The 22,438-nt window shown below is 71.3% G+C and carries 21 protein-coding genes, 1 tRNA gene and 1 pseudogene; 9 read left to right on the top strand and 14 right to left on the bottom strand.

Translation table 11 applies throughout. The features are described from left to right. The 6 genes and pseudogenes from HII36_RS55730 to HII36_RS18810 form a co-directional block, all read left to right on the top strand. Positions 1 to 243: pseudogene (locus tag HII36_RS55730) on the top strand (serine/threonine-protein kinase); the annotation flags it as partial. Positions 244 to 263: 20 nt separating this feature from the next. After that, positions 264 to 1,649, top strand: a complete 1,386-nt coding sequence (locus HII36_RS18830; RefSeq protein ID WP_173524518.1) for a protein kinase family protein — start codon at positions 264 to 266, stop codon at positions 1,647 to 1,649. 69 nt (positions 1,650 to 1,718) lie between these two features. Next, complete coding sequence (locus tag HII36_RS57910) at positions 1,719 to 3,056, top strand: DUF2510 domain-containing protein (RefSeq protein WP_173524517.1); 1,338 nt, start codon at positions 1,719 to 1,721, stop codon at positions 3,054 to 3,056. A gap of 68 nt (positions 3,057 to 3,124) precedes the next feature. After that, a complete protein-coding gene (orn, locus tag HII36_RS18820; protein ID WP_173524516.1) occupies positions 3,125 to 3,718 on the top strand; it encodes an oligoribonuclease in 594 nt (197 codons plus the stop codon). A gap of 68 nt (positions 3,719 to 3,786) precedes the next feature. Next, positions 3,787 to 3,862 (top strand) — tRNA-His (locus HII36_RS18815). A gap of 154 nt (positions 3,863 to 4,016) precedes the next feature. Continuing rightward, positions 4,017 to 4,241: a helix-turn-helix domain-containing protein gene (locus tag HII36_RS18810; RefSeq protein WP_173524515.1), complete on the top strand. Its 225-nt coding sequence runs from the start codon at positions 4,017 to 4,019 to the stop codon at positions 4,239 to 4,241. Between the two features lie 51 nt (positions 4,242 to 4,292). Here the strand turns inward: HII36_RS18810 and HII36_RS18805 are convergent, their stop codons facing one another. Beyond that, complete coding sequence (locus tag HII36_RS18805) at positions 4,293 to 4,964, bottom strand: helix-turn-helix domain-containing protein (protein WP_173524514.1); 672 nt, start codon at positions 4,962 to 4,964, stop codon at positions 4,293 to 4,295. Between the two features lie 180 nt (positions 4,965 to 5,144). Here HII36_RS18805 and HII36_RS18800 point away from each other — a divergent pair, with 180 nt between their 5' ends. Beyond that, on the top strand, positions 5,145 to 6,380 hold the full coding sequence (locus tag HII36_RS18800) for an NAD(P)/FAD-dependent oxidoreductase (protein WP_173524513.1): 1,236 nt from the start codon (positions 5,145 to 5,147) through the stop codon (positions 6,378 to 6,380). 30 nt (positions 6,381 to 6,410) lie between these two features. Here HII36_RS18800 and lat read toward each other — a convergent pair whose 3' ends face one another. From lat to HII36_RS18775, 5 genes are all read right to left on the bottom strand, one after another. After that, positions 6,411 to 7,691, bottom strand: coding sequence for an L-lysine 6-transaminase (lat, locus tag HII36_RS18795; RefSeq protein WP_173524512.1), 1,281 nt, complete (start codon positions 7,689 to 7,691; stop codon positions 6,411 to 6,413). A 66-nt stretch (positions 7,692 to 7,757) separates the two neighbouring features. Next, positions 7,758 to 8,324 (bottom strand): HdeD family acid-resistance protein, encoded by a 567-nt coding sequence (locus HII36_RS18790; protein ID WP_173524511.1) that lies wholly within the window; start codon positions 8,322 to 8,324, stop codon positions 7,758 to 7,760. Positions 8,325 to 8,401: 77 nt separating this feature from the next. Next, positions 8,402 to 8,779 (bottom strand): PPOX class F420-dependent oxidoreductase, encoded by a 378-nt coding sequence (locus HII36_RS18785; protein WP_173524510.1) that lies wholly within the window; start codon positions 8,777 to 8,779, stop codon positions 8,402 to 8,404. Beyond that, complete coding sequence (trhA, locus tag HII36_RS18780) at positions 8,776 to 9,423, bottom strand: PAQR family membrane homeostasis protein TrhA (RefSeq protein WP_173524509.1); 648 nt, start codon at positions 9,421 to 9,423, stop codon at positions 8,776 to 8,778. Before trhA ends, HII36_RS18785 begins: the two co-directional genes overlap by 4 nt. A 52-nt stretch (positions 9,424 to 9,475) precedes the next feature. Further along, a complete protein-coding gene (locus HII36_RS18775) occupies positions 9,476 to 10,987 on the bottom strand; it encodes a penicillin-binding transpeptidase domain-containing protein (RefSeq protein ID WP_173524508.1) in 1,512 nt (503 codons plus the stop codon). A 46-nt stretch (positions 10,988 to 11,033) separates the two neighbouring features. On the opposite strand from HII36_RS18775, the gene HII36_RS18770 reads away from it, so the two are divergent. After that, entirely contained in the window at positions 11,034 to 11,879 is an 846-nt protein-coding gene (locus tag HII36_RS18770) for a spermidine synthase (protein WP_328807781.1), read from the top strand. An 8-nt stretch (positions 11,880 to 11,887) separates the two neighbouring features. Here the strand turns inward: HII36_RS18770 and HII36_RS18765 are convergent, their stop codons facing one another. Both HII36_RS18765 and HII36_RS18760 read right to left on the bottom strand, forming a co-directional pair. Further along, positions 11,888 to 12,559, bottom strand: coding sequence for a response regulator transcription factor (locus HII36_RS18765; protein ID WP_173524507.1), 672 nt, complete (start codon positions 12,557 to 12,559; stop codon positions 11,888 to 11,890). Next, positions 12,552 to 14,309, bottom strand: a complete 1,758-nt coding sequence (locus tag HII36_RS18760; RefSeq protein ID WP_173524506.1) for a sensor histidine kinase — start codon at positions 14,307 to 14,309, stop codon at positions 12,552 to 12,554. Before HII36_RS18760 ends, HII36_RS18765 begins: the two co-directional genes overlap by 8 nt. Positions 14,310 to 14,467: 158 nt before the next feature. Here HII36_RS18760 and HII36_RS18755 point away from each other — a divergent pair, with 158 nt between their 5' ends. Then, positions 14,468 to 15,880 (top strand): serine hydrolase, encoded by a 1,413-nt coding sequence (locus tag HII36_RS18755; protein WP_173524505.1) that lies wholly within the window; start codon positions 14,468 to 14,470, stop codon positions 15,878 to 15,880. Here the strand turns inward: HII36_RS18755 and HII36_RS18750 are convergent. Genes HII36_RS18750 through HII36_RS18725 form a run of 6 tightly spaced genes read right to left on the bottom strand, consistent with a single transcriptional unit; the run spans position 15,823 to position 22,435 of the window. Further along, on the bottom strand, positions 15,823 to 17,388 hold the full coding sequence (locus HII36_RS18750; RefSeq protein ID WP_173524504.1) for an amylo-alpha-1,6-glucosidase: 1,566 nt from the start codon (positions 17,386 to 17,388) through the stop codon (positions 15,823 to 15,825). The two genes, HII36_RS18755 and HII36_RS18750, sit on opposite strands and share 58 nt — an antisense overlap. Beyond that, positions 17,389 to 18,210 carry a carbohydrate ABC transporter permease gene (locus HII36_RS18745; protein ID WP_173524503.1) on the bottom strand — a complete coding sequence of 274 codons (822 nt, stop codon included), beginning with the start codon at positions 18,208 to 18,210 and terminating at the stop codon, positions 17,389 to 17,391. It lies immediately after the preceding gene. A 10-nt stretch (positions 18,211 to 18,220) separates the two neighbouring features. Beyond that, a complete protein-coding gene (locus tag HII36_RS56650) occupies positions 18,221 to 19,174 on the bottom strand; it encodes a carbohydrate ABC transporter permease (RefSeq protein WP_173524502.1) in 954 nt (317 codons plus the stop codon). Between the two features lie 2 nt (positions 19,175 to 19,176). After that, positions 19,177 to 20,466 carry an ABC transporter substrate-binding protein gene (locus HII36_RS18735; protein WP_173524501.1) on the bottom strand — a complete coding sequence of 430 codons (1,290 nt, stop codon included), beginning with the start codon at positions 20,464 to 20,466 and terminating at the stop codon, positions 19,177 to 19,179. A 41-nt stretch (positions 20,467 to 20,507) separates the two neighbouring features. After that, the gene (locus HII36_RS18730; RefSeq protein WP_173524500.1) at positions 20,508 to 21,272 is read right to left on the bottom strand and encodes an SDR family NAD(P)-dependent oxidoreductase; all 765 of its coding nucleotides are present in this window, start codon (positions 21,270 to 21,272) and stop codon (positions 20,508 to 20,510) included. Further along, positions 21,269 to 22,435 (bottom strand): ATP-NAD kinase family protein, encoded by a 1,167-nt coding sequence (locus HII36_RS18725; RefSeq protein ID WP_173524499.1) that lies wholly within the window; start codon positions 22,433 to 22,435, stop codon positions 21,269 to 21,271. The genes HII36_RS18730 and HII36_RS18725 overlap by 4 nt, the downstream gene beginning before the upstream one ends. Between the last annotated feature and the right edge of the window lie 3 nt (positions 22,436 to 22,438).

Genomic DNA, 22,438 nt, shown 5'->3' with positions numbered 1-22,438 from the left:
CCCTCGACCAGCGCGCCCCCTCGCAACACCTCGACGGCGAGCGCCACGACCACCGGGACCCCGACCAACGACGGCGGTGGCGGCGAGGAGCCCGGCGAGGAGCCGACCGAGGAGCCGCGGCTGACCGGTGAAGGCGCGGTGCCGTCCGCATTGCTGGCGTTCGGGCTGATGACGTCCGGCGCGGTACCAGTCACACTTGCGGTGAAACGCCGTATGGCAGGACGGCACCGGAGGAAGCGCTGAACGCGCCGGGGGGCACGGCGATGGACAACCCAAGAAACGGTATCGCCGGGTTCCGGCTCACCGAGCACACCTGGATCACCGAGCTGGGCAACTGGATCGACGCGATCTCGCCCGATGGCCGCAGGGCCGGGGCGCTGCTGTTCGACCCCAGGGTCATCGGGCTGCCCGGCGTCAAGGAACGGGTCGTCGCCGCGGTCATGACCGACCAGCGTCTCGTGCTGGGCGGTCTGTCCGGGCTGATCCCGGTGGCCGACGTGGTCGCGGCCGGTGACCAGGTGTGGCTGCTGACCGCGCAGGCGGTCAGCCCGACCTTGGGCGACCTGCTCGGCGCCGGGCCGATCGATCCGGGCGGCGGGGCGTACCTGCTGGCGGAGACCGCGCAGACGCTCCTCGCGCTGCACGCGGCCGGGGTGACGCACGGGTCCGTGCACCCGGGCACGGTGGTGATCACCGCCGAGGGTCAGGCCCTGCTGTCCGAGCGCGGTCTGTCCGACGCGATCAGGGGCCAGGTCTCGCCGCGCGAGCGCGACGTGGCCGGCTGGGCGTCGCTGGCCCGCGGGCTGGCCGGCTCGTGCGGCAGGAGCGCGCCGCAGGCCGCCGACCTGTTCACCCGGGTGGCGGACCTGGCGAGCATCCGCGGGCTGGCCGACGCCCGCGCGACGCTGCTCAACGAGCGCGCCGCGCTGCCCGGCGTCGTGATCGGCGGCGAGGCGCTGGCGCAGGCGGCCCGCGGCAGGTCGGCGTTCGCGCAGCCGCCTTCCGGGCCGTTCGCCGCCCACGCCGAGCCGCCCAAGGACGAGGGCGACATCGTCACGCTGCTGCACGTCCCCGCCATGAACGCGGGCCAGCCGGTGCACTTCGGCCCGGGCGTGGGCACGGGCACCGAGCAGGCCAGGCCGGAGACCACGGCCGAGCGGATCTGGCGCGAGGGACGCGCCGAGGCGCCCACCGTGCACAAGACCGGCCGCAGGGCCGGCAGGCCGGGCCGGGCGGCCCGGTCTCGGCGCAAGCAGACGATCGTCTCCGCCCTGACGTTCGCGGTCATCATGGCCGGTGCGGTCTTCGCCTGGTTCCGGCTCAGCGACGCCGGGCCCGCGCTGGCCATCAAGTCGCTGGACGTGGTCGCCCCGAAGAAGGCCCAGGGCTGCGACAGCGCGGTCGACATCACCGCCACCATCGTCACCAACGGCGGTGCGGGTCAGATCAGCTACGAGTGGCGCAAGAACCTCGACAAGGAGGTCGTGAAGGCGACCTTGGAGGCCAGGGCGGACCAGACGTCGTACACGGTGCCGCTGCGCTGGAAGCTGCAGGGCAAGAGCACGGTCAAGGCCACGGCCACGCTGAAGGTGCTCTCGCCGGGGCCGGAGCGCACGGACAAGGCCACGTTCACGTACAAGTGCGGCTAGAGCGTCTGCGTGGGCTGAGCAGCCGCTCAACAATGCATATCAAAGCGGTTCTTTACTACTCTGGCCAGCATGACCACGCAGACCCCCGCGGGCTGGTATCCCGACCCGTACGGAGAGCCCCAGCTGCGCTGGTGGGACGGCGCCCAGTGGACGGACGCCATCCACCGGCACGAGCAGGGGCCGCAGGCCCAACAACCCCCGCAACCGCCCCAGCCGGGGCAGCAACCTCCACCGGCCCAGTCCGGGCCGCAGACCCCGTCCGGGCCGCAGACCCAGTCCGGTCCCGGCTGGTCGGCGACGCCGGCGAACCCGACGCTGCAGTACGGCCGGCCCTCCTTCGCGCACGACCCGTACGGCCGCCCGCAGGAGCCGTCGAGCGGCCCCCAGCCGCCCGGCCCGAACCAGGGCCAGGGCCAGGGACAGGGACAGGGCTTCGGCGCCGGTCAGCCCACGCAGGGCATGGCCGCGCCCGGGTACGCCGGGCCGCAGGCTCCCGGCCAGGGCTCACCGCAGGGCCCGGGGTTCGGCGGGCCACAGGGTCCGGGGTTCGCCTCGCCGCAGGGCCCGGGTTACGGCGGGCCGCTGCCCGGTCCCGGCGGGTACGGGACTCCGCCGAAGCCGAGCAGCCCGCTGCCGTGGGTGCTCGGCGGCGTGGCGGCGCTGGTCGTGGTCGCGCTGATCGTGGTGGCCGGGATCTACTTCGTGAACCGCGGCGGCCAGCCGGTGGCGCAGCCGTCGCCGCAGTCGCACACGGAGTCCGAGACGCCGTCCGAGACGCCCACCGAGACGCCGACCAGCGAGCCGCCGCCGTCCGGCCAGCCGTCCGACCCGCCGTCGCAGGGCGCGCGCGAGCTGCCGCAGCCGCAGGACGGCGTGATCACCGACGCCCAGGCAGGCGTGTCGTTCCAGATGCCGGACGGCTGGCGGGTGCCCACCTACGCCGGGATCAACGGCGATGCCCCGCAGCCCGGCCAGCAACTGTGGTCGAGCGGCGTGGAGGCCATCTCGCACGAGAAGTTCAACGGCGAGAGCACCTGGTACGGCAACGTGCTCACCGGTCCGCTGAGCGAGCTGCACAACGCCACCGGCGGCGAGCTGGAGGTCAAGGCCAAGAACCTGTTCATGACGCTGGCCGCGCAGTACTACAGCAGCGTGCCGCACACCGCCGAGGTGACCGAGAACAAGGCCACCAAGGTCGGCGACCGCGAGGCCTGGGTCATCCAGTTCACCTTCGACTTCAGCAAGGAGTCGAAGAAGAAGGGCTACAAGTGGAACAAGGAGAACGGCGCGCTCCTGCTGATGGATCGCGGTCCCGGCAAGGCGCCGGCCGTGGTCTACGTCTCCGTTCCCGACAATCTCGGCACCGATGTGGTGAGCGAGGTGCTCAGCTCACTCAAGCCCGCGTGACCCGTGGCACTAGGCTGGTGGCGTAACAAGCGGGCGGATCGCTCCGAGCCGCTGGGCGAGGAGAACGTATGAGTGACGTGCTGGTCTGGATCGACTGCGAGATGACGGGGCTCGACCTCGGGCGCGACGCGCTCGTGGAGGTGGCGTGCGTCGTCACCGACAGCGAGCTCAACCAGCTCGACGAAGGCGTCGACGTGGTCATCAAGCCGCCGCCTGAGTCGCTGGAGCAGATGTCGCAGGTGGTCAGGGAGATGCACACGGCCTCGGGGCTGCTGCCCGAGCTGGCGGGCGGCGTCACGCTGGCCGAGGCCGAGTCGCTGGTGCTCGACTACATCCGCAGGCACGTGCCCGAGCCGAAGAAGGCGCCGCTGTGCGGCAACTCGATCGGCACCGACCGCACGTTCATCTCGCGCGACATGCCCGGGGTCGATGCCTATTTGCACTACCGGATGATCGACGTCTCCTCCATCAAGGAGCTCGTCCGCCGCTGGTACCCGCGGGTCTACTTCGCCGCGCCGGAAAAGCAGGGCGGGCACCGCGCCCTGGCCGACATCACCGAGAGCGTCAGGGAGCTGCGTTACTACCGCGCGGCCATCTTCGTGGAGCAGCCGGGGCCCGATTCCGCCACGGCCAGATCACTCGCCGAGCGGGTCAGCGGCTAAACCGGTGGCGTAAAGACTCCCGAATCCCGCTACACTTTTCCTGTGCCGTTCGGAGACGGGCGGCCATGGTGGGTGTAGCTCAGTTGGCAGAGCGCCAGGTTGTGGTCCTGGATGTCGAGGGTTCAAGTCCCTTCACTCACCCCAAGCGCGCGGCCGGTCCCACGGGACCGGCCGTTGTCGTTTTCTCCCGGCGACCGCCCCAAATCACGACATTGCGAGTTATGCTCGCTGTCTACGCTAACGCCGGAAGCACGGGGGCCATCGGCGATGTGACCGTCTGCGCGCCCCCGGAGGCCGGATGAGAGTCGACGACGCAGCGTTCGACAGCGCGTTCACACCCCTGAGCAAACGCGAGGCCGAGGTCATGGACCTGATCGCCACAGGCCAGTCCAACGGCCAGATCGCGCAGCGACTGTTCCTCAGCGAGAAGACCGTCAAGAACCACGTCAACCGCATCTACGCCAAGCTGGGCGTCGACTCCCGCGTCACCGCCATCGGCCTCTGGCTCTCCAGGCGCGACTGACGCGCCGCCCCGCTCGACCGGGGCCTCTCCCCTGGGGTCGCCCAGGGGTGCTCAGCCTGGCTGGATACGGCGGCCGGACAGGCGGCTCGGCCTGACCTTCAGATACTGCTGGCGCACGCCGCCCGCCCAGGGCTCCACGCCGGTGGCCGCCGCCATGGCGCGTTCCTCCTCCTCGGTGACGTGATGCAGCGATCCCTGCACGAGAACGCTCCACCCGCCGCTGGTCAGCTCCTCGATGCGGTCGACCTCGAAGGCCACCTTGTACTCCAGGCCCACCACGCCAGTGCGCAGGTCCTCGTCGGTGGTGCCGCCCGTGGCCGTGCGGAAGACGATCTCGCCGTCGGCCATCCGGAAGTTGACCGGCAGGACGGTCGGGCCGAACCGGCCCTCGAAGGCGATCCTGCCGACGCCGCCGGGTTCGAGCAGGCGCAGGCACTCCGCCTCGGACAGCGGGATCAGCGTCGAGTGCGGCGCGGCCGGGCCGACGCCCGCCGGGGTCTGCGTCAGGTCGCCGAGCAGGTCGGCCACGCCGGCGCCGAGCGCCTCGGCCAGGCGCACCACGGCCTCGCGGATCGGCATGCCCGGCTGTTCCTCCAGGAACGTCAGGTACTCGACCGACATGCCCGCGCGGCCCGCCAGCTCCGCGCGGGTGAGGTTCAGCGCCTCGCGCCGCTCGGTGATCCGAAGGCCAAGGCGCTCAATGCTGGTCGCTTGCTCTGACATGCGGCACTCCCCCTCAGCCATCCGCACACGTGACGACGTTAGCCGTACTTCGCCGTACCCACGGGGAAGGGGATATCCCGGGCGCTTCCCGGCAACCCCCGCGAGGTTTAAGAGATGATCGTGGTGCCATATGCATCCATGACGGGTCTCAGGGGACGAACACGTCGGGAGGACGAGCCGATGCAGCAGAAGGAACGGCCCACGCGGCCGCGGGTCGTGGTCGTGGGCGCGGGCTTCGCCGGTCTGGCGGCCACCAGGGAGCTGGCTCGCGGCGGCGCGCTGGTGACGCTCATCGACAGGAACCCGTACTCGACCTTCCAGCCGCTGCTCTACCAGGTCGCCACCGCCGGGCTGGGCACCGCCGACGTCACCTACCCCACCCGGGCCTTCGCCGCGCGCTACCCGACCGTCCGGGCCCGCCGCGCCTCGCTGAGCAAGGTGCACCCGGCCGAGCGCCGCGTCGAGCTGGAGGACGGCGCCAGCCTCCCCTACGACTACCTCGTCCTGGCCACCGGCGTGACCACGAACTGGATCAACGTGCCGGGCGCCGAGGAGAACGCGCTGCCGATCTACTCGCTCGGCGACGCGGCCGGGCTGCGCCGCCGGCTGCAGCGCTACCTGGAGGACACCGCGGCGGGCCGGCGCGAGAGCACGCACGTCGTGGTCGTGGGCGGCGGCGCCACCGGCGTCGAGATGGCCGGCACGCTGGCCGAGCTGCGCAAACGCACGATCCCGCTCACCCATCCCGAGATCCTGCCCGAGCAGACCAGCGTCACGCTGGTGGAACGTTTCGACTACGTGCTCGCGCCGTACAAGGCGCGGCTGCGCGACGCGGCGGCGGACGCGCTGCGCAGGAGAGGGGTCCAGCTGCGGCTGGGCGCCACGGTGGCGGGCGTTGAGCCCGACGCCGTCCTCCTGGCCGACGGGACCCGGCTGACCAGCGACGTGACCGTCTGGGCCCTCGGGGTGACCGCGCCCGCGCAGGTGTCGGACTGGGGGCTGCCGCAGGGCCATGGCGGTCGCATCACGCTGACGCCGGCGCTGAACGTGGCCGACCACCCCGAGATCTACGTGGCCGGCGACCTGTCAGGCCAGCCAGGCGCGCTGCCCCAGCTCGCCCAGCCGGCCATCCAGATGGGCAAGCACGTGGGACGGCAGATCATCTCGGCCGCGCGCGGTCGGCCCGTGACGGCCTTCTCCTACCGCGACCCGGGGATCATGGCCACCGTCGGCAAGGGGCAGGCGGTGCTGCAGCTCGCCAACGGGCTCACCATGCACGGGTTGCCTGCCTGGCTGGCGTGGGTGCTGATCCACGTGTCGTACCTGCTGGGCGGGCGTAACCGGGCCAGCGTGCTGCTCAACTTCTTCTGGCGTTACCTGGGCCCGCGCCGCACCGCCGCCGCCGTCGCCGAGTAGCCCGACGAGCAGGCCGGGCCGGGCGGGACGTCAGAGCGGCCGGGAGAGCGCGGTGGCGAGGGCGGCGAGGCCGAGATCCAGATCCGGCTCGGGGATGTTGAGCGCGGGCCGGAGCCGGACCGAGCGCGGCCCGCACGGCAGCACGACCACGCCCTCGTCCTCGCGCAGCCGCGTCACCAGCGTGTCGCGCTCGGCCGCGCCCCGCAGGTCGAAGGCGCACATGAGACCGCGGCCGCGGACGTTGGAGAGCGTCTCCGGGTGCTCGGCCTCCAGCTTGGTGAGCCCTTCCAGGAGCAGCGCGCCGACCGTGCCCGCGCGGGCGATCAGCCCCTCGCGTTCGACGATCTCCAGGATGCCCCGGCTGCGCACCATGTCGACGAGGCCGCCGCCCCAGGTGGAGTTGATGCGGCCGCTGGTGGTGAAGACGTTGTCGGGCACCTGTTCCACGCGGCGTCCGGCCATGATGCCGCCCACCTGGACCTTCTTGGCGAACGCCACCACGTCGGGCTCGAGCCCCAGTTGCTGGTAGGCCCACGGCGTGCCGGTGGTGCCGCCGCCGGTCTGGACCTCGTCCAGGATGAACAGGGCGTCGTGCTCGTGGCACAGGGCCTGCATGGCCTGCAGGAACTCGGCGCGCATGTGGTTGTCGCCGCCCTCGCCCTGGATGGGTTCGGCGATGAAGCAGGCGATGTCGTGCGGATGCGCCTCGAAGGCCGCCCTGGCCTGGGCGAGCGCCCGTTCCTCGGCCGCCTCCACGTCGCCGTGGTGAATGGCGGGGACGTCGATGCGCGGCCAGTCGAACTGCGGAAAGCGGTCGGTCTTGCCCGGTTCGGTATTGGTCAGGCTCAGTGTGTAGCCGCTGCGGCCGTGGAAGGCCTTGGTGAGGTGGAGTACTTTGCCGCCGAGGTCTCGCGAACGGCCTTCCGCCTCATTCTTACGACTCTTCCAGTCGAAAGCGGTTTTCAGCGCGTTCTCCACCGCCAACGCCCCGCCCTCGACGAAGAACAGCCGCGGGAGCGCCGGATCACCCAGCACGCGGGTGAACGTGTCGACGAAGTCCGCCAGCTGCTCGGTGTAGATGTCGGGATTGGCCGGCTTGTTGCGGGCGATCTCGCCGAGCAGGGCGGTGAACTCCGGGTCGAAAGGCGGGTTCACGCCCAGCGGCGCGGACGCGAAGAAGGTGTAGAAGTCCAGGTAGCGGCGGCCGTTACGGGCGTCGACGAGCCACGATCCGCGGCTGCGGCCCAGATCGAGCACGAGCCGGTAGCCGTCGACGAGCAGATGGCGGGAAAGGCGGGTGTGTACGTCCATGTCTCCTCCACGGTGAGCCAGACATGCCATACGTTCCCCGTGGGAACGCCGATATATCCGAAAAATTTACGGCAACCCGGCGTTACGCGCGAGGTTCTTCACCCGGAAGGAAAGAACGATCATCGTGATGCCGTACAGGAGCGCGAAGATCCCGAGCAGCCAGGCGAGGCTGATCATGCCCGCCCCCGGCCAGACGATCAGCAGCACGCCGACGATCACCGACAGAATGCCGCCGACGATGAGCATCCACTCATTGGTGATCGCCTTGCGGAGCTGAATGCCCGCGACGATCTCCGCCACCCCGGCGAAGATCGCCCAGAAGGCGATGAGATACAACAACGCCAACGACGTGATTCCCGGCCAGACAAAGGCCACAATCCCGGCCAATATCCCGATAATTCCGGAGAAAATCAGCCAGCCGCGCGACCCCTGCCCGTGCCTGAACCCGGCGAACAACGAGAACGCCCCGCTCACGATGGCGTACGCGCCGAAGCAGATCACCAGCACCAGCACCGTGATCGCGGGCCAGAACAGCGCCAGCACGCCGAAGACGACGGCCGCGATCCCGCGCACGAGCAGCAGCCACCAGTTCCTGGAGAAGCCCGCCAAGCCGGCCGCGCCGACCGGTCCCATCGCACCCATAGTGAGGGTGTCTTCCCCCGGCGGCGGAGAAAGCACCGGCCGGCGGGCCAAGGCAGGCCAGAGGCGGGTCAAATGATCGTGACGCGCACTCCCACCGTGCCCGCGCGGCCCCTGCGCAGCGTGCTGAACAGCAGCACGACGCGGCCGGACAGCCCGTACTTGCGCTTGAGCAGCCCGCGCACCCGCTCGGTGCCCGCCGCGTCGAGCACTTCGGCCCGCCCCTTGACCTGGCTGCCGTGGGTCCTGCCGCGCACGTCGCAGCCCGCCACGGCGACCTCGGGGTTGTTCCCGATCCGCTTGATCTTCGCCGAGGCCGCGACGGTCCAGAAGACCAGCGCGTCACCGTCTCGTGCCACCCAGACGGGCGTCGGGACGGGCGTGCCGTCCTTGCGATAGGTCGTCACCGAGACGTACTGCTCGTCCCCGAGCGCGGCAAGATTGTTCACACGTGCGAGTAGACCACGATCGACACCGCGATGTACTGCACCAGATAGGCCGCGATGGTGAAAGCGTGGAAGACCTCGTGAAATCCGAACCAATCGGGCGAAGGGTCGGGCCGGCGCAGGCCGTACACGACGGCTCCCGCGGAGTAGAAGACGCCGCCGACGGCCACCAGCACCACGGCGGCCACGCCCGCGCCCTCGACCAGCTGCGGCATGACGAAGATCGCGGTCCAGCCGAGCCCGAGGTAGAGCACGGTGTACAACCAGCGCGGCGCGCCCATCCAGAACACCCGGAACAACACCCCGGCCAGCGCGCCGCCCCAGATCACGCCGAGCACCGTCCAGCGGGCCGCGCCGTCCAGCGCCAGCAGGGTGAAGGGCGTGTAGGTGCCCGCGATGATCAAATAGATGTTGGCGTGGTCGAACCTGCGCAGCGCCTCGGCCAGCCTGGGGCCCAGACGTCCCCGGTGATAGGTGGCCGAGATGCCGAACAGCAACGCCGAGGTGATCGCGTACACGGCCGAGGCCAGCCGCGCCTGCAGGGTGGGGCCGAGCGCCACGAGCACGAACCCGGCGACCAGCGTCACGGGCAGTGCTCCTGTGTGCAACCAGCCACGCAGCCTCGGCTTCACGGTGATGGTCGTCATGAAACCTACGGTAGCGTAGGTTAGCGCCCTTGATCCGCCGTGGTGTGGCAGGTCACAGTCCGTTCAGGAAGCGGGCCGCGAGTGGCGCCGCCACCGCGCCGCCGCCGCCCCCGTTCCGTACGAACACGCAGAAGGCCAGGTCACCGCGGTAGCCGATGAACCAGGCGTGCGACTCGTCGCCCTCCACCTCGGCCGTGCCGGTCTTGCCGGCCACGCCTTCCGGCAGCCCGGCGGCGCCGGCCGTGCCGTGGTCGACGACGGCCGCCATCATCTCCCGCAGCGCGGCCACGATCTCCGGGTGGATCGCCACCGGGGCGTGCGGCGGGCTGTCCAGCCGGCGTACCTGGGCCGCCGACAGCAGCCGCGGCGAGCGCCAGGTGCCGTTCTGCACCGCCGCCGCGATCGCGGCCATGCACAGCGGGCTGGCCTGCACCGTGCCCTGGCCGATGGCGTCCAGGGCGAGCTCGTTCAGGTCGCCGGCGTCCTCCATCGAGCCGCAGGTGCCGCCCACGCCGGTGGCGATCGGCCGGGCGAAGCCCCACGCCTCGGCCACCTCGCGCAGCTCGCTCAGCGTGAGTTTGGTCGTGGCCTGCTCGACGAACGTGGTGTTGCAGGAGTAGGCGAACGCGTCGGCGAAGCTCACCAGGCCGCGGTCCACCTCGCCGTCGTTGACGTACGGCTGGTGCTCCGGGATCGAGTAGCTGCCCGGGCAGCCCAGCTCGTCGGACGGCGACATCCCGGCCCCGAGCAGCGCGGCCGCCGTGATCGTCTTGAACGTCGAGCCGGGCGGGAAGACGTCCTCGATGGCGCTGTAGTTGTCGGTCAGCCGGTCGGCCAGGGCCAGGATCTCGCCGGTGCTCGGGCGTAAGGCGATGATGGCCGCGTCGGGGGTGTCGTCCAGCGCCCGGGCGGCGGCGGCCTGCACGGCGCGCGAGAGCGTGGTGCGCTCGTGCTCCGCCTCGGCCGCGATGCTCTTGAGCCGCTTGGGCGGCCGCCCCGGCTGCTGCGCGACCAGCTCCCAGCCGTGGTTGGCGCTTTCGAACTCGGGTCTGAGCGCGGCGAGGTAGGCCTCGGCGTAGCTGTCGTTGGGGATCTTGCTGCCTTCCCTGGTGACGAGCTCGACCGGGGCGGCGGCGATCTCGTTGAGCTCCAGCGTGCCGCCGTCCTTGAGCAGCGGGTGCAGCGTCTCGGGCGCCCAGATCACCTTCCACGCCCTGTCGCGCACGCCCAGCCGCAGCGTCGACTCGAACGGCCAGGCGCCGAACTCGCGCAGCGTCCTGACCCCGCCGAACGGCACCTCGGCCGCATTCTCGCCGGTGCTCTTCAGCTGCCCCAAGGTCAGTTCCAGCGACTCCACGTGCAGTTTCTCCGACAGCGCGAAGTGCCGCGAGACGAAGTCGCCCGGCGGCCGGTCCACCAGCCGCGCCATGGCGCCGAAGTCGGATCTGCGCCAGGCCGCGAAGTACGCCGCCGCGATGTTCGCCGCGCTCCCCCTCACCCGGTCCGCGGCCAGGATCGCGAACGCGGCCGCCCCGAATACCGCGAGAAGCGCGCTAACGAGCACAATCAGCCTTCGTCGTCGCATACGGTTCTCCCAGGAGGGGATCAGCGTGGCACGTGGACAGCGGGAACCGATGCCCGGCCGGTACCCGGTGACGTTCGGCGAGGTCGAACTGCTCCGGGATCTGGACAGGCAGGACGGCTGGGTGCTGTCCAAGGATGGCGTACCGCAGTCGTACGTCGATCTACAAGACCCCACATATCTGGAATTCGAGTACGTACGCCTCATGGCCGACGTCATCGACCTGCTCGACGAGGGCCCGCTGAGCTGCGTGCACGTGGGCGGCGGAGCCTGCACGATCCCCCGTTACGTGACCGCCACCCGCCCCGGCTCCAGGCACATCGTGATCGAGCCCGACGACCGGCTGGTCGACCTGGTGCGCGAACAGCTCGACCTGCGCTCGGTGCCCAAGCTCAAGGTCATCGTCCAGGGTGGCCGCGAGGGCACCGCCAAGATCTGGGACGACTCGGCCGACCTGTTCGTCCTGGACGCCTTCACCGGCGCCACCATGCCGGTCGAGCTGGCCACCGCCGAATACATGGGCGACATCGCCAGGGTGCTGCGTCCCGACGGCACGCTGCTGATCAACCTGGCCGACGGCAAGGGCCTGGCGTTCGCCAAGCGGCTGCTGGCCACCGTGCGCGGCACGTTCCGGCACGTGGTGCTGCTGGCCGAGCCCGGCGTGATGCGCGGGCGGCGCTTCGGCAACCTGATCGTCGCCGCCTCGCGCGCCGAGCTGCCGATCGGCGAGCTGACCCGGCGTGCCGCCGGCGGGCTCACGCAGGCCCGCTGCGTCCAGGGCGACGCGCTGACCAACTTCGTGGCCGGCGCCTACCCCATCAAGGACGGCGACCCGGTGCTCGCCCCCGTGCCGCCGCCCGCCGTCTTCGGCTGATCAGGCGATCACGAGGGTCCCAGGTACGCCAGCACGGCGGCCACCCTGCGGTGCACGTCGCCGCTGTTCTCCAGCCCGAGCTTGGTGAAGATGGCGTTGACGTTCTTCTCCACCGAGGAGATCGACAGGTGCAGCGCCTTGGCGATGGCCGAGTTGGAGCGCCCGTGCGCCATCTCGCGCAGCACGTCGCGTTCCCTGGGGGTCAGCGCCTCCCGCTGGCCGCGCACGTCCCGCTTGGCCAGCAGCCCTTCGACCACCTTCGGGTCGATCACCGAGCCGCCCGACGCCACCGCCCTGATCGCGCCGAGCAGTTCGTCCAGGTCGCCGACCCGGTCCTTGAGCAGGTAGGCGAAGCCCGCGGTGCCGTGCTTGAACAGCTCGAACGCGAACAACGCGTCGGAGAACTGCGACAGCACGACCACGCCGACGCCCGGGTGCTCGGCGTGCACGCGGTGGGCCGCGTCGATGCCCTCGAACCCCTGACGCCACGCGCCGCCCGGCATCCTGATGTCGGTGATCACCACGTCGGGGGCGAGCCTGCGCACCGCGTCGAGCAGTTCGTCGGCGTTGCCCACCGCGCCGACCACCGTCGCCTCGCCGGACATCTCCAGCAACTGGCGGGTGCCCTCCCTGACGAGATAGTGGTCGTCGGCCACCACGATCCTGATCCGGTCAGGCATCGACCGGCACCCAGGCGTTCATCCTTGTTCCCTTCCCCTGCTCACTGTGCAGCTCCAGCCCGCCGCCGAGCGCGTCGAGCCGGTCGGCCAGCGTGGCCAGGCCCCGGCGCTGGACGCCGGCCAGGCCGAACCCTCTGCCGTCGTCGGCCACGGTGGCCCGCAGCCGTCCGCCCGCGTGTTCGAGCCGCACCTCGATGGCGCTCGCGCCGGCGTGCTTGAGCGCGTTGGCCACCGCCTCGCTCACCGTGAAGTACATCGCGCCCTCGATCTCATCGGCGTAGCGCCTGGCACGCAGCCCGGGCTCGGCGGTCACGGTGGTGTGCACCGGCAGCCGGGAGCAGCGTTCCTCCACGGCCTCGACCAGCCCGCCCTGGCTGAGCACCGACGGGTGGATGCCGGCGGCCAGCTCGCGCAGGTCCTGCAAGGTCTGACGGGCCTGTTCACGCAGGCCGGCGAGCAGGTCCTGGCCGCCGCGCGCCCCGGACGCGCGCGCCGCCGCCGGCTGCTCGCCCATCGCGCGGGCCAGTTCGAGCCCGGCGATGAGCGCGACGAGCTGCTGCTGCACGCCGTCGTGGATGTTGCGCTCGATACGCCGCCGCTCGGCCTCCTGGGCGTTGACCAGGCGGGTGATCAGCCCGGCGTTCTGGATGGCCAGGCCGACGGGCACGGCCAGCGCCGCCAGCAGCCGACGGTCCTCGGCGGTCAGCCGGCCGCCGTTGCGCGGGCCGCACTCGATCCGGCCCTGGCCGCGTACGGGCAGGGTCAGCACCGGCTCGCCCTCCTCCTGCCCAGACACCACCCGGGTGCCGTCGGGCAGCGTGACGGCGGCCCAGCGCACGTCCAGCCCGCCGCGTACGGCGCCGGCCAGCCGGTCGAGCTGTTCCACCGGCTCGGGCGTCTCGGCCAGCGCGCTGCCCAGGTCGGTCAGCACCTCGTCCACCGTGGGCCGCAGGTCGAAGATCAGGTGCAGCCGCGAGCCGCGCAGGCCCAGCCGCAGGTCGAGCAGCCGGTACCGGACGATCGCCACCAGGATGGCGGCAGGCAGGGAGCCGATCGTGGTCAGCAGCCCGAGCACGGCGAACACCGGGTGCGCGTTGCCGGTCAGATAGACGACCAGCGCCACGAAACCGACCACGTTCGCGGCCGTGCCCGCGACCATCCACGTGTACTGCCCGCGCTCGGGCGGCAAGGCCCGCCGCCGGCGCACGACCAGGCCGATCAGCACGACCAGGCCCACGATGACGGCCAGCGCCTGACCGAGGCCGGAGGCGAACACGGCCACCAGGCCGTGCGGGGTGATCGGGTTGTCCCCGCCCCCGGGCAGGAACGGCAGGAACACGTTGCCCAGCGTGTGCAGCGCGACCGCCACCGCGCCCAGCCAGGCGACCGGCCGCCACCGGCGCGACGGCAACCGGCCGTCGGGGAAGAGCAGCGGGATGAAGATCCAGGTCAGCCCGTAGAACACGGTCATCATCGCCGACAGCGCGACGGAGAGGTGCGACGGACCGAACCGTACGGTCCACCCGGTGCCGAACGCGCCCAGCCCCAGGAAGAGCGCCGCAGCCAGCAGCAGCCAGCCGTAACGCAGCTCCGGCCGCCGGACCGCGAGCAGGAATCCCAGCCCGGGCAGGACGAGGGCGAGCACGATGAACACCCACTGCAGGGGAGCCGCGCTCTCCAGCAGCGTGCCCGCGATCACGCCGGCGCCCGCGATCGACGCCAGCGAGCCGGCGATCAGCCTCGCATTCATAGACCACCATCGTCAGGAGGGATCGCCGGGACGTCTATGAGGTTAACCGCACATTCGGCGCAGGCAGCCTCACCTGCGGAACGACGGCGGGCACGGTGGGCCGGGCACCCTCGCCGGGGCTGGGATGGAGGCACGTCCCAACCGTCGAAGGAGTTCTCATGGCGAAGTCGAAACTGCTCGCGGCCGTCCTGGCGGCGGCCGCCGCGGTGACCGGCTGCGGCGGCCCGCCCGCGGCCACCCAGGCGGGCACCCAGACGGGCACCCAGGCAGGCACAGAGACGGGCACGCAGGCGGGCACACAGACGGGCACCACCGCACCGCCCACGAGCACCGCGCCGCCGGCCGAGATCCCGGACACGCCGCTCGGCGACGGGCTCCGCTGGGTGATCGACGCCTCCGCCCGCGCCCCCATCGCCCAGGACGAGCTGACCGCGCGCTTCTCCGCCGACTTCCTCGCCCAGATCTCCGCCGCCCAGGTCAACCAGCTGCTGATGGCGCTCAAGGGCCTGCGGGTGGAGCAGGTGACCATCGTCCACGACAAGGCGCTGTCGGCGGTGATCGCCGTCGGCGGCAAGCGCGGCAACCTGCAGCTCTCCATGGACGACGCGGGCAAGATCAACGGCCTGGGCGCGCAGGAGGAGCAGCCCCCGCCGCCCGCGCCGAAGAGCTGGGGCCAGCTGGAGCGCCGGCTCAAGAAGGCCGCGCCCGGGGCCGGGTTCGTCGCCGCCGAGCTGACCAGGGGCGGTGACTGCCGCCAGGTGCGCGCCGTCTCGTCGGAACGGGAGCGCCCGCTCGGCTCCATGGTCAAGCTGTACGTGCTCGGCACGGTCAGCGAGCAGATCGAGCGCGGCAGGTTCCGCTGGGACACCGAGCTGACGATCAAGCCGGAGCTGAAGAGCGTGCCCAGCGGCGTGCTGCAGGACCGGCCGGACAACAGCCGGGTCACCGTGTTCGAGGCCGCCGAGCTGATGATCTCGATCAGCGACAACACGGCCACCGACCTGCTGCTGCACCACGTCGGCAGGAAGGCGGTCGAGCGCACGATGCGCAGGTGGGGCGTGCGCGACGAGCGCAACCTGCCGCTGCTGTCGACCAGGGAGCTGACCGTGCTCAAGGGCGCCGACTACCCCCGGCACGCCGAGCGCTACCTGTCGCTCGACGTGCCGGGCAGGCGCGCCTACCTGGCCGACGTCGTCGCCGGCGTCCCGCTGACGCGGATCATCCCCTGGAGCGGGCCGCGCGAGCTCGACACCATCGAGTGGTTCGCCTCACCCGCCGACGTCTGCCGCGCGCACGCCGAGCTGGCCAGGCTGGACGACCCCAAGGTCGGCGAGGCGATGACGGCCGGCGGGCCCGCGCTGAAGCTGGACGAGAACCGGTGGTCCCGGATCTGGTTCAAGGGCGGCGCCGAGCCCGGCGTCTACGACCTGAGCTTCAGCGCCAGGCACGCCGACGGCCGGACGTTCGCGGTCACGTTGATGGCGACGGGGGCCTTCGACGAGATGCGCGCCGCTCAGGAGTTCCCCGCGCTCGCCGCCGGCGCGTTCGAGCTGGCCCGCAGGCACTCCTGAGCGAGGTCCAGGAACAGCGCGGACGACCAGCCGAACCCTGAGGTCGCCCGCCCGGCCCGGCGGCCGGTCAGCGGGTTCCAGTACTCGTACAGGCCGCCGCCGTCGCGCACCATGGCCAGCGTCCTGGCGGCCAGCTCGGCGGCCACGTCCTGGTGACCGGAGCGGCGCAGGCCCTCGATGAGCAGGTAGTTGACGTTCAGCCAGACCGGGCCGCGCCACATGGCGTCCTGGTCGAAGCCGGGGTCGTCGAAGGCGACCGTGGGCACCGGGCGCTCGGCCCAGAAGCTCGGCGAGGTGAGGTCGGCGACCAGCCGGCCGGCGATCTCGGCCGGGAGCCTGCCGGTGAACAGCGGCATCAGGTCGAGCGGGGTGCGCACCTCGGCTCCCGGGGTGACGAACCTGGTCCCGTTCCAGCGGCGCTCGACCATCAGGTCCACCAGCGCCTGGGCGGCCTCCCGCCACCGGGCCGCGTCGTCGTCGCGGCCCAGCGCGGCGGCGATGTCGGCCAGGCGGTCGTACTGCAGGGCCAGGTAGGAGTTCAGGTCGGGCGGCTCGGCCCGGGGGCCGTGGTCCCAGATCGGGCTGTCGTCCAGGCCGGAGGAGTACGGGTGCAGGTATTCGGCCAGGCCGTCGCCGTCCGGGTCGGAGCAGGCGAACCACCACCGCTGGGAGCGGACGAGCGGTTCGTACACCTCGGCCAGGAAGCCGAGGTCGGGGTCCACCTCGTGGATCTTCCACACCGCCCAGGCGGTGAGCGGGGGCTTGGTGACGGGCACCACGTCGCGGTTCGGCTCGCCGCCGACGTGCTGGGCCAGCCTGGCCAGGTCGGACCTGGGCAGGTCGGTGGTCTCGCTGAGCACGCCGTGGTCGTGCACGACGTCCGGGATGAGGCCGTCGGGCCGCTGGTTGTCGAGCAGGATGCGGATCTGCTCCCTGGCCAGGGCGGGGTCGGCGTGCCTGAGCGCGATGGCGTGGAAGTAGGAGTCCCAGTTCCACAGGCCGACGTAGCCGTACTTGGACGGGATCAGCGACTCCCTGCCCCGAATGTCCACCAGGTTCACGGCCAGCGTCCACCACGCCTGCCTGGCGCGTTCGCGCAGGTCGTCGGGGACCTCGGGCATCCGGGCGAACCAGGAGTCCCAGCGGGCGGCGGCGGCCTCCAGGACCCCCTTCCGCTCGCCGGGTTCGCCCACCAGCGTGAGGCAGCCGGTCACGGCCGCCTCGCCGCCGTCCCAGACCGCCCGCGCGCCGTCGCCGAGCAGGACGATCGTCTCAGCGTCGGCGAAGGCCATGGCCACGCCGCCGTCGAACTCCACCCGGTCGGGCAGCGCCCGGCGGACCCGCAGCTCCTCGCCATCGGCGAACAGGCGCAGACCCTTGAGCACGGTCGTCTCGCTCAGCCTGGTCTCGTAGCGGGCCTCGGCGATCCACAGGGAGCCGTCGTCCGCGGCCATGACGAGCAGGCGCGAGCCCCGGTCGGTGAACGGGCGCTCTCGCAGGTCGAGCATCTAGCGTCCTCCCAGGCCTGATGCGGCCATCGAGTTGATGATCCTCCGCTGCCCGATGAGGAACGCGATCAGCGTCGGCACCACGGCGAGCGCCGCGGCGGCGAGCTGCAGCCCGTAGTCGGCCGCGCCGTACTGCTCGGCGAACTGGCTGAGCAGCAGCGGGACCGTGTTCAGCTCGGCGGAGTTGATGAAGACCAGCGGATAGAAGAAGGAGTTCCAGGAGGCGAGGAAGGCGATGATGCCCAGCGCGCCGAGCCCCGGCCTGATGTTGGGCAGGACGATGCTCCAGAAGCAGCGCCAGCGGCCGGCGCCGTCGATCCTGGCCGCCTCCTCCAGCTCCACCGGCACCGCCCTGATGAACTGGCGCAGCAGGAACACCGCGAACGGGTTCGCCACCGTCGGGAAGATCAGCGCCAGGTGGGAGTCCACCCAGCCGACCTGGGCCAGCATCAGGTACAGCGGCACGATCGTCACCTGCATCGGCACCATCTGCGTGGCCAGGAACACCACGAACAGCACCCCGGAGCCGCGGAACTTGATCCGGGCGAAGGCGTAGGCCGCCATGGCCGAGGTGAGCAGCGTCAGCGCGACGTTCAGCACCGCGATGTAGATGCTGTTCCAGTACGCCTGCCCGAACGGCACAGTCGCCAGCGCGTCGGGGTAGTTCGCCCACCGCCACGGGTCGGGCAGCCAGGACAGCGGGTCGCGCAGGAGCTGCTTGGTGCCCTTGAAGGACATCAGCAACATCCAGACGAACGGGAACAGCATCGCCAGCCCGCCGACCGCGAGCGCGGCGTGCAGGGCCACCTGCCGTGATCTCATGACAGGTCCTTCACGAGTCGTAGTGGACGAAGCGCTTCTGCGCGGCGAACTGGACCAGCGTCACGACCAGCGTGAGCACCAGCAGGAGGAGGGCGGCCGCGCTGCTCATGCCGAACTCGAACTCGCCGAATCCCAGGTCCCAGACGCGGTAGACGATGGTCTGCGCGCCCTCGTTGTCACCCGGGTCGACGAGCACGTAGATCAGGTCGAACGCCTGCAGCGAGCTGATCACCGCCACCACGGTGGAGAAGAAGATGGTCGGCGACAGCAGCGGCAGCGTGACCGAGCGGAAGATGCGGAACCCGCCGGCGCCGTCGATCCTGGCCGCCTCGACCACCTGGGGCGGGATGGTCTGCAGCCCGGCCAGGAAGATCACCACGTTGAGCCCGAGCGACGACCAGATCGTCACCACCGCGATGGCCACGATCACCCAGCCGGTGTCGAGCAGCCAGTCGGGGCCCTGGACGCCGAACCAGTCGCGCAGCGTGTTGTTCAGCACGCCGTTCTCGTCGCTGGCCAGGATGACCTGCCAGATCACCGCGATGGCCACCGAGCTGGTGACGACCGGCATGAAGTACAGGATGCGGTAGAACGCGCTGCCCTTGACGCTGTTCAGCCCCACCGCGATCAGGATCGCCAGGCTCAGGCCGATGGGCACGGTCAGCACCATGAGCTTGATCGTGTTCCACACGGCCAGGCCGAACTCGGGGTCGGTGAGCTGGGCGGCGAAGTTGTCGAAGCCGACCCATTCCTTCTCGCCGAGCCCGTCCCACTTCATGAAGGCCAGCACGATCGCGAAGATCAGCGGGCCGATCAGGAACAGCGTCAGGGCGAGGACCTGCGGCGCCAGGAAGAACGCCGCCCACCAGCCGTCCCTGTCGCGCCATCGGGGCCCGGCGCCGCCGCCCGCCGGGCGGCGGGCGGCGGCGGCCTTGGGGGCCCCGGCCTCGGTGAGGGCGGCCACGGCTAGCTCTTCGCGCTCTCGACGAGCTGCTGGAGCTGGGTCATGCCCTCGTCGAAGCCGACCTTGCCCTGCCAGACCTTCATCAGGTGCTCGTTGATGTCGGCGGTCAGGCCGGGCACGCTGACCTCGTCGGCGTAGTTGGCGAAGCCGGTGTCACGCACGTCGAGGAACGTCTGGGCGTGCGCCGGGTAGTTCTCGGCCAGCACGATCTGCTCGGCGCCCTTGATGGACGGCACCGCGCTGCCGCCCTTGAGCCTGATCGCCTGCCCCTCCTTGCTGACGAACTCGCTGAGGAACGCGAACGCCTCCTTGGGCGCCTTCGTGTCCTTGTTGATCGACAGGTACGAGGCGGCCACCGCGCCCGGCATCGGCTCGCCGGTCTCCGACGGGAACGGGACGATGTCGTAGTTCTCCCGCTCGCCGCCCTTGTCGATGATCGGGATCATCCACCGGCCGCCGGCGAAGAAGCCGACCTTGTGCTTGAGGAACTGGGTGTTGGCGCCGTTGCTCGCGGGCAGGATGTCGGCGCTCAGGAACGTCTTGTCCGCATAGCCCTTGGCCAGCGTCTCCAGGGCCTGGCGCGACTTGGGGTCGGTGGTGGCGACGTACTTGCCGCCGTCCCAGATCTTGCCGCCGAAGCCGTTGATCACCGAGTACGTGGAGCCGTACCAGTTCCAGAAGATGGAACCGCCCTTGCCCGCCGCCTTGAGCTTGGTGTTCATCTCCAGGTACTTGGCCATCGTCCACTGCTTGGCCTCGTGCAGCGCGGCCGGGTCCTCGGTGATGCCGGCGTCCTTGAGCGCCTGCTTGTCGAACCAGAGGACCTCGGGGTTGACGTCGTTCGGGACGCCGTAGATCTTGCCGTCCTTCTTCGCGCCGCCGTACACGCCTTCGAAGAAGTCTTCCGGCTTGCTCTTGGACTCGGCGGTGGCGAGCTGGTCGTTGAGCGGGCTGACCACGCCGGCCTGGACGAACTTGCCGATGTTGTCGTCGCCCACGAAGAACACGTCGGGCGCCGTCTTGCTGGTGAGCTGGGTGAGGAGCTTGGGGTGGTAGTCCTCGTACTTGGCCACCGTCTCCATCTTGAGCTTGATGTTCGGGTAGCGCTTCTCGAAGTCCTTGGTGAAGCCTTCGAAGAGCTTCACGTCCTCCGCCGAGCCCCAGGTGGACCAGCGGATGGTGACCGGGCCCGCGGCGTCGCCCGAATCGGGGACGCCGGGGGCGCCGCCACCGCCGCTGCAGGCGGTGGACGCGACGGCGAGCAGGCCCAGAACGGCCAGTGCACGCTTCATGTTCGGCTCCTTGGGGGTGTTTCCGGGGGGTGAAAAGGGAGTTAGGCGAGCCCGCCGCCGTCGACGACGAGAGCGGATCCGGTGATGTAGCTGGCGGCGTCGCCCGCCAGGAAGAGCACGGCCTGGGCGATCTCGTCCGGGCTGCCCGAGCGGCCCATCGGCCGGTCGGCGGCGTCGGCCTCGAACGCGGCCCAGTCCTCGTTGAGCTGCCTGGCCTCGTCACGCAGCATCGGGGTGTCGGTGTCGCCGGGGTTGACGGAGTTGACCCGGATGCCGGCCTTGGCGTGGTCGATGGCCAGGGCGCGGGCCATGTTCACCACGGCCGCCTTGGAGGCGCAGTAGGAGATGGCGTTGCCGCCGCCCTTGAGCCCCCAGCCGGAGCCGGTGTTGACGATCGAGCCGCCGTCGGTCATGGCCGGGATGGCGTACTTGCACATGAGGAACACCGAGCGCACGTTGACCGCCATGACCCGGTCCCATTCGTCCACGTCGAGGTCGAGCGCGGTGGTGCGGCGGATGATCCCGGCGTTGTTGAACAGCACGTGCAGGCCGCCGAACGTGCCGGTGGCGGTCTCCACGATCCTGCGGCAGTCGTCCGCCGCCGAGACGTCGCCCTGGACGGCCACCGCCGCGCCGGCCGCCTCGGGCAGCGCGGCGATCTCCTTGACCGTCCGCTCGGCGCCGGCGCCGTCGATGTCGGCGACGACGACCTTGGCGCCCTCCTTGGCGAACAGCAGCGCCGTGGCGCGGCCGATGCCCGAGGCACCCCCGGTGACGATCGCGACCTTGCCCTCGAGCGTGTTCATCCGTGGAACTCCTTACCTGCCGCCTCGATGCGGTAAATCGTGCTTTCGCGGTATCCAGTGATCACCTGGACGTGTCCGCTCACCTTCTGGTCCAGTTCGTCGTCGCCGCTGTCGGCCAGCAACGCCCGTCCGCCCAGCGCGGCCAGCTTCTGCTGGGTGGCCAGCACCACCAGCCGCTCCCCCGCGCCGCCGGCGTTCAGCACGGCGTCGAGCACCCGGGGCGAGACCTGCTGGTTGCCCCGGCCGAGCACGAAGCCCTGCCCGCCGATCACCGACAGCACCACGACCGTCTCCCGCTCGCGCACCAGCGCGAGCAGGTCGGACTCGCCGACGTCGGCCGCCGTCAGCGTGCCCAGGCCGCGGTCGCCGGACTCGACGACGTCCACGCCGAGCAGCGTGGTGGCGAGCCCGAGCTCCCTGCCGACCGCCAGCGTGGTCGCGCCGGGGCCGAGCACGTAACGCACGCCCGGCCGCATCCTGGCCACGACCTCGCGGGCGATGCCCTCGGCGGTGGCCGGGGCCGCGCTGGACGAGCCGACCTTGCGCCCGGCCAGCGCCGCCCGGGCGGCGGGCACCCGGAGCGTGCCGTACAGGCGCGGGCTGACCAGGCCGTGCCGGTAGCGTTCCTCGTCGAGGTCGACGACCTCGGCCTCGGTCAGCGGCCCCGGCGCGGCCAGGAAGTCCGCGGCCAGGAACCCGGCGGCGGCCGGGCTGAGCGCGAAGCAGCCGGAGTAGACCTTCACCCCGGCCGGGATGCCGAGCACCGGCGGCGCCTGGTCGCCGAGCGGCCGCACGGCGTCGAGCACGTCCCTGGCCGTGCCGTCGCCGCCGGCGAACAGCAGCAGGTCCACGCCGGCCAGCGCGGCGACCGCGGCCCGCGTGTCGGCCGCCGAGGTCTCCCCCTGCGCGGCCACGCTCACCAGCTCGGCGGGGACTCCGGCGCTGTGCTCGCCCATCGCGCCGGCGACCGTGACGACCCGGACGTCCGGCCGGCGGGCCAGCAGGGTGCGCATGGCGCGCGCCGCCCGCTCGGCCGCCCGCGGCGTGGCCCCTCTGGCCAGGGCCTCGCGCTGGACGTCCGCGCCGTCGCTGCCCTTGAGCCCGGCCGCGCCGCCGAGCCCGGCGACCGGGTTCACGATCAGCCCGACAGAGCTCGTTCCCATGGG

The organism is Nonomuraea antri (assembly GCF_013283785.1).
Lineage (GTDB): Bacteria > Actinomycetota > Actinomycetes > Streptosporangiales > Streptosporangiaceae > Nonomuraea > Nonomuraea antri.
Note: the sequence above shows the minus strand (reverse complement) of the source record. Positions and strands in the feature narration are given on the sequence as shown.

Bases quoted from the DNA above. Each gene is read 5' to 3' on its own strand.
- HII36_RS18830 (WP_173524518.1), top strand. From the start codon at position 264: ATGGACAACCCAAGAAACGGTATCGCCGGGTTCCGGCTCACCGAGCAC.
- HII36_RS57910 (WP_173524517.1), top strand. From the start codon at position 1,719: ATGACCACGCAGACCCCCGCGGGCTGGTATCCCGACCCGTACGGAGAG.
- orn (WP_173524516.1), top strand. From the start codon at position 3,125: ATGAGTGACGTGCTGGTCTGGATCGACTGCGAGATGACGGGGCTCGAC.
- HII36_RS18810 (WP_173524515.1), top strand. From the start codon at position 4,017: ATGAGAGTCGACGACGCAGCGTTCGACAGCGCGTTCACACCCCTGAGC.
- HII36_RS18805 (WP_173524514.1), bottom strand. From the start codon at position 4,964: ATGTCAGAGCAAGCGACCAGCATTGAGCGCCTTGGCCTTCGGATCACC.
- HII36_RS18800 (WP_173524513.1), top strand. From the start codon at position 5,145: ATGCAGCAGAAGGAACGGCCCACGCGGCCGCGGGTCGTGGTCGTGGGC.
- lat (WP_173524512.1), bottom strand. From the start codon at position 7,691: ATGGACGTACACACCCGCCTTTCCCGCCATCTGCTCGTCGACGGCTAC.
- HII36_RS18790 (WP_173524511.1), bottom strand. From the start codon at position 8,324: ATGGGACCGGTCGGCGCGGCCGGCTTGGCGGGCTTCTCCAGGAACTGG.
- trhA (WP_173524509.1), bottom strand. From the start codon at position 9,423: ATGACGACCATCACCGTGAAGCCGAGGCTGCGTGGCTGGTTGCACACA.
- HII36_RS18765 (WP_173524507.1), bottom strand. From the start codon at position 12,559: ATGCCTGACCGGATCAGGATCGTGGTGGCCGACGACCACTATCTCGTC.
- HII36_RS18760 (WP_173524506.1), bottom strand. From the start codon at position 14,309: ATGAATGCGAGGCTGATCGCCGGCTCGCTGGCGTCGATCGCGGGCGCC.
- HII36_RS18755 (WP_173524505.1), top strand. From the start codon at position 14,468: ATGGCGAAGTCGAAACTGCTCGCGGCCGTCCTGGCGGCGGCCGCCGCG.
- HII36_RS18750 (WP_173524504.1), bottom strand. From the start codon at position 17,388: ATGCTCGACCTGCGAGAGCGCCCGTTCACCGACCGGGGCTCGCGCCTG.
- HII36_RS18745 (WP_173524503.1), bottom strand. From the start codon at position 18,210: ATGAGATCACGGCAGGTGGCCCTGCACGCCGCGCTCGCGGTCGGCGGG.
- HII36_RS18735 (WP_173524501.1), bottom strand. From the start codon at position 20,466: ATGAAGCGTGCACTGGCCGTTCTGGGCCTGCTCGCCGTCGCGTCCACC.
- HII36_RS18730 (WP_173524500.1), bottom strand. From the start codon at position 21,272: ATGAACACGCTCGAGGGCAAGGTCGCGATCGTCACCGGGGGTGCCTCG.
- HII36_RS18725 (WP_173524499.1), bottom strand. From the start codon at position 22,435: ATGGGAACGAGCTCTGTCGGGCTGATCGTGAACCCGGTCGCCGGGCTC.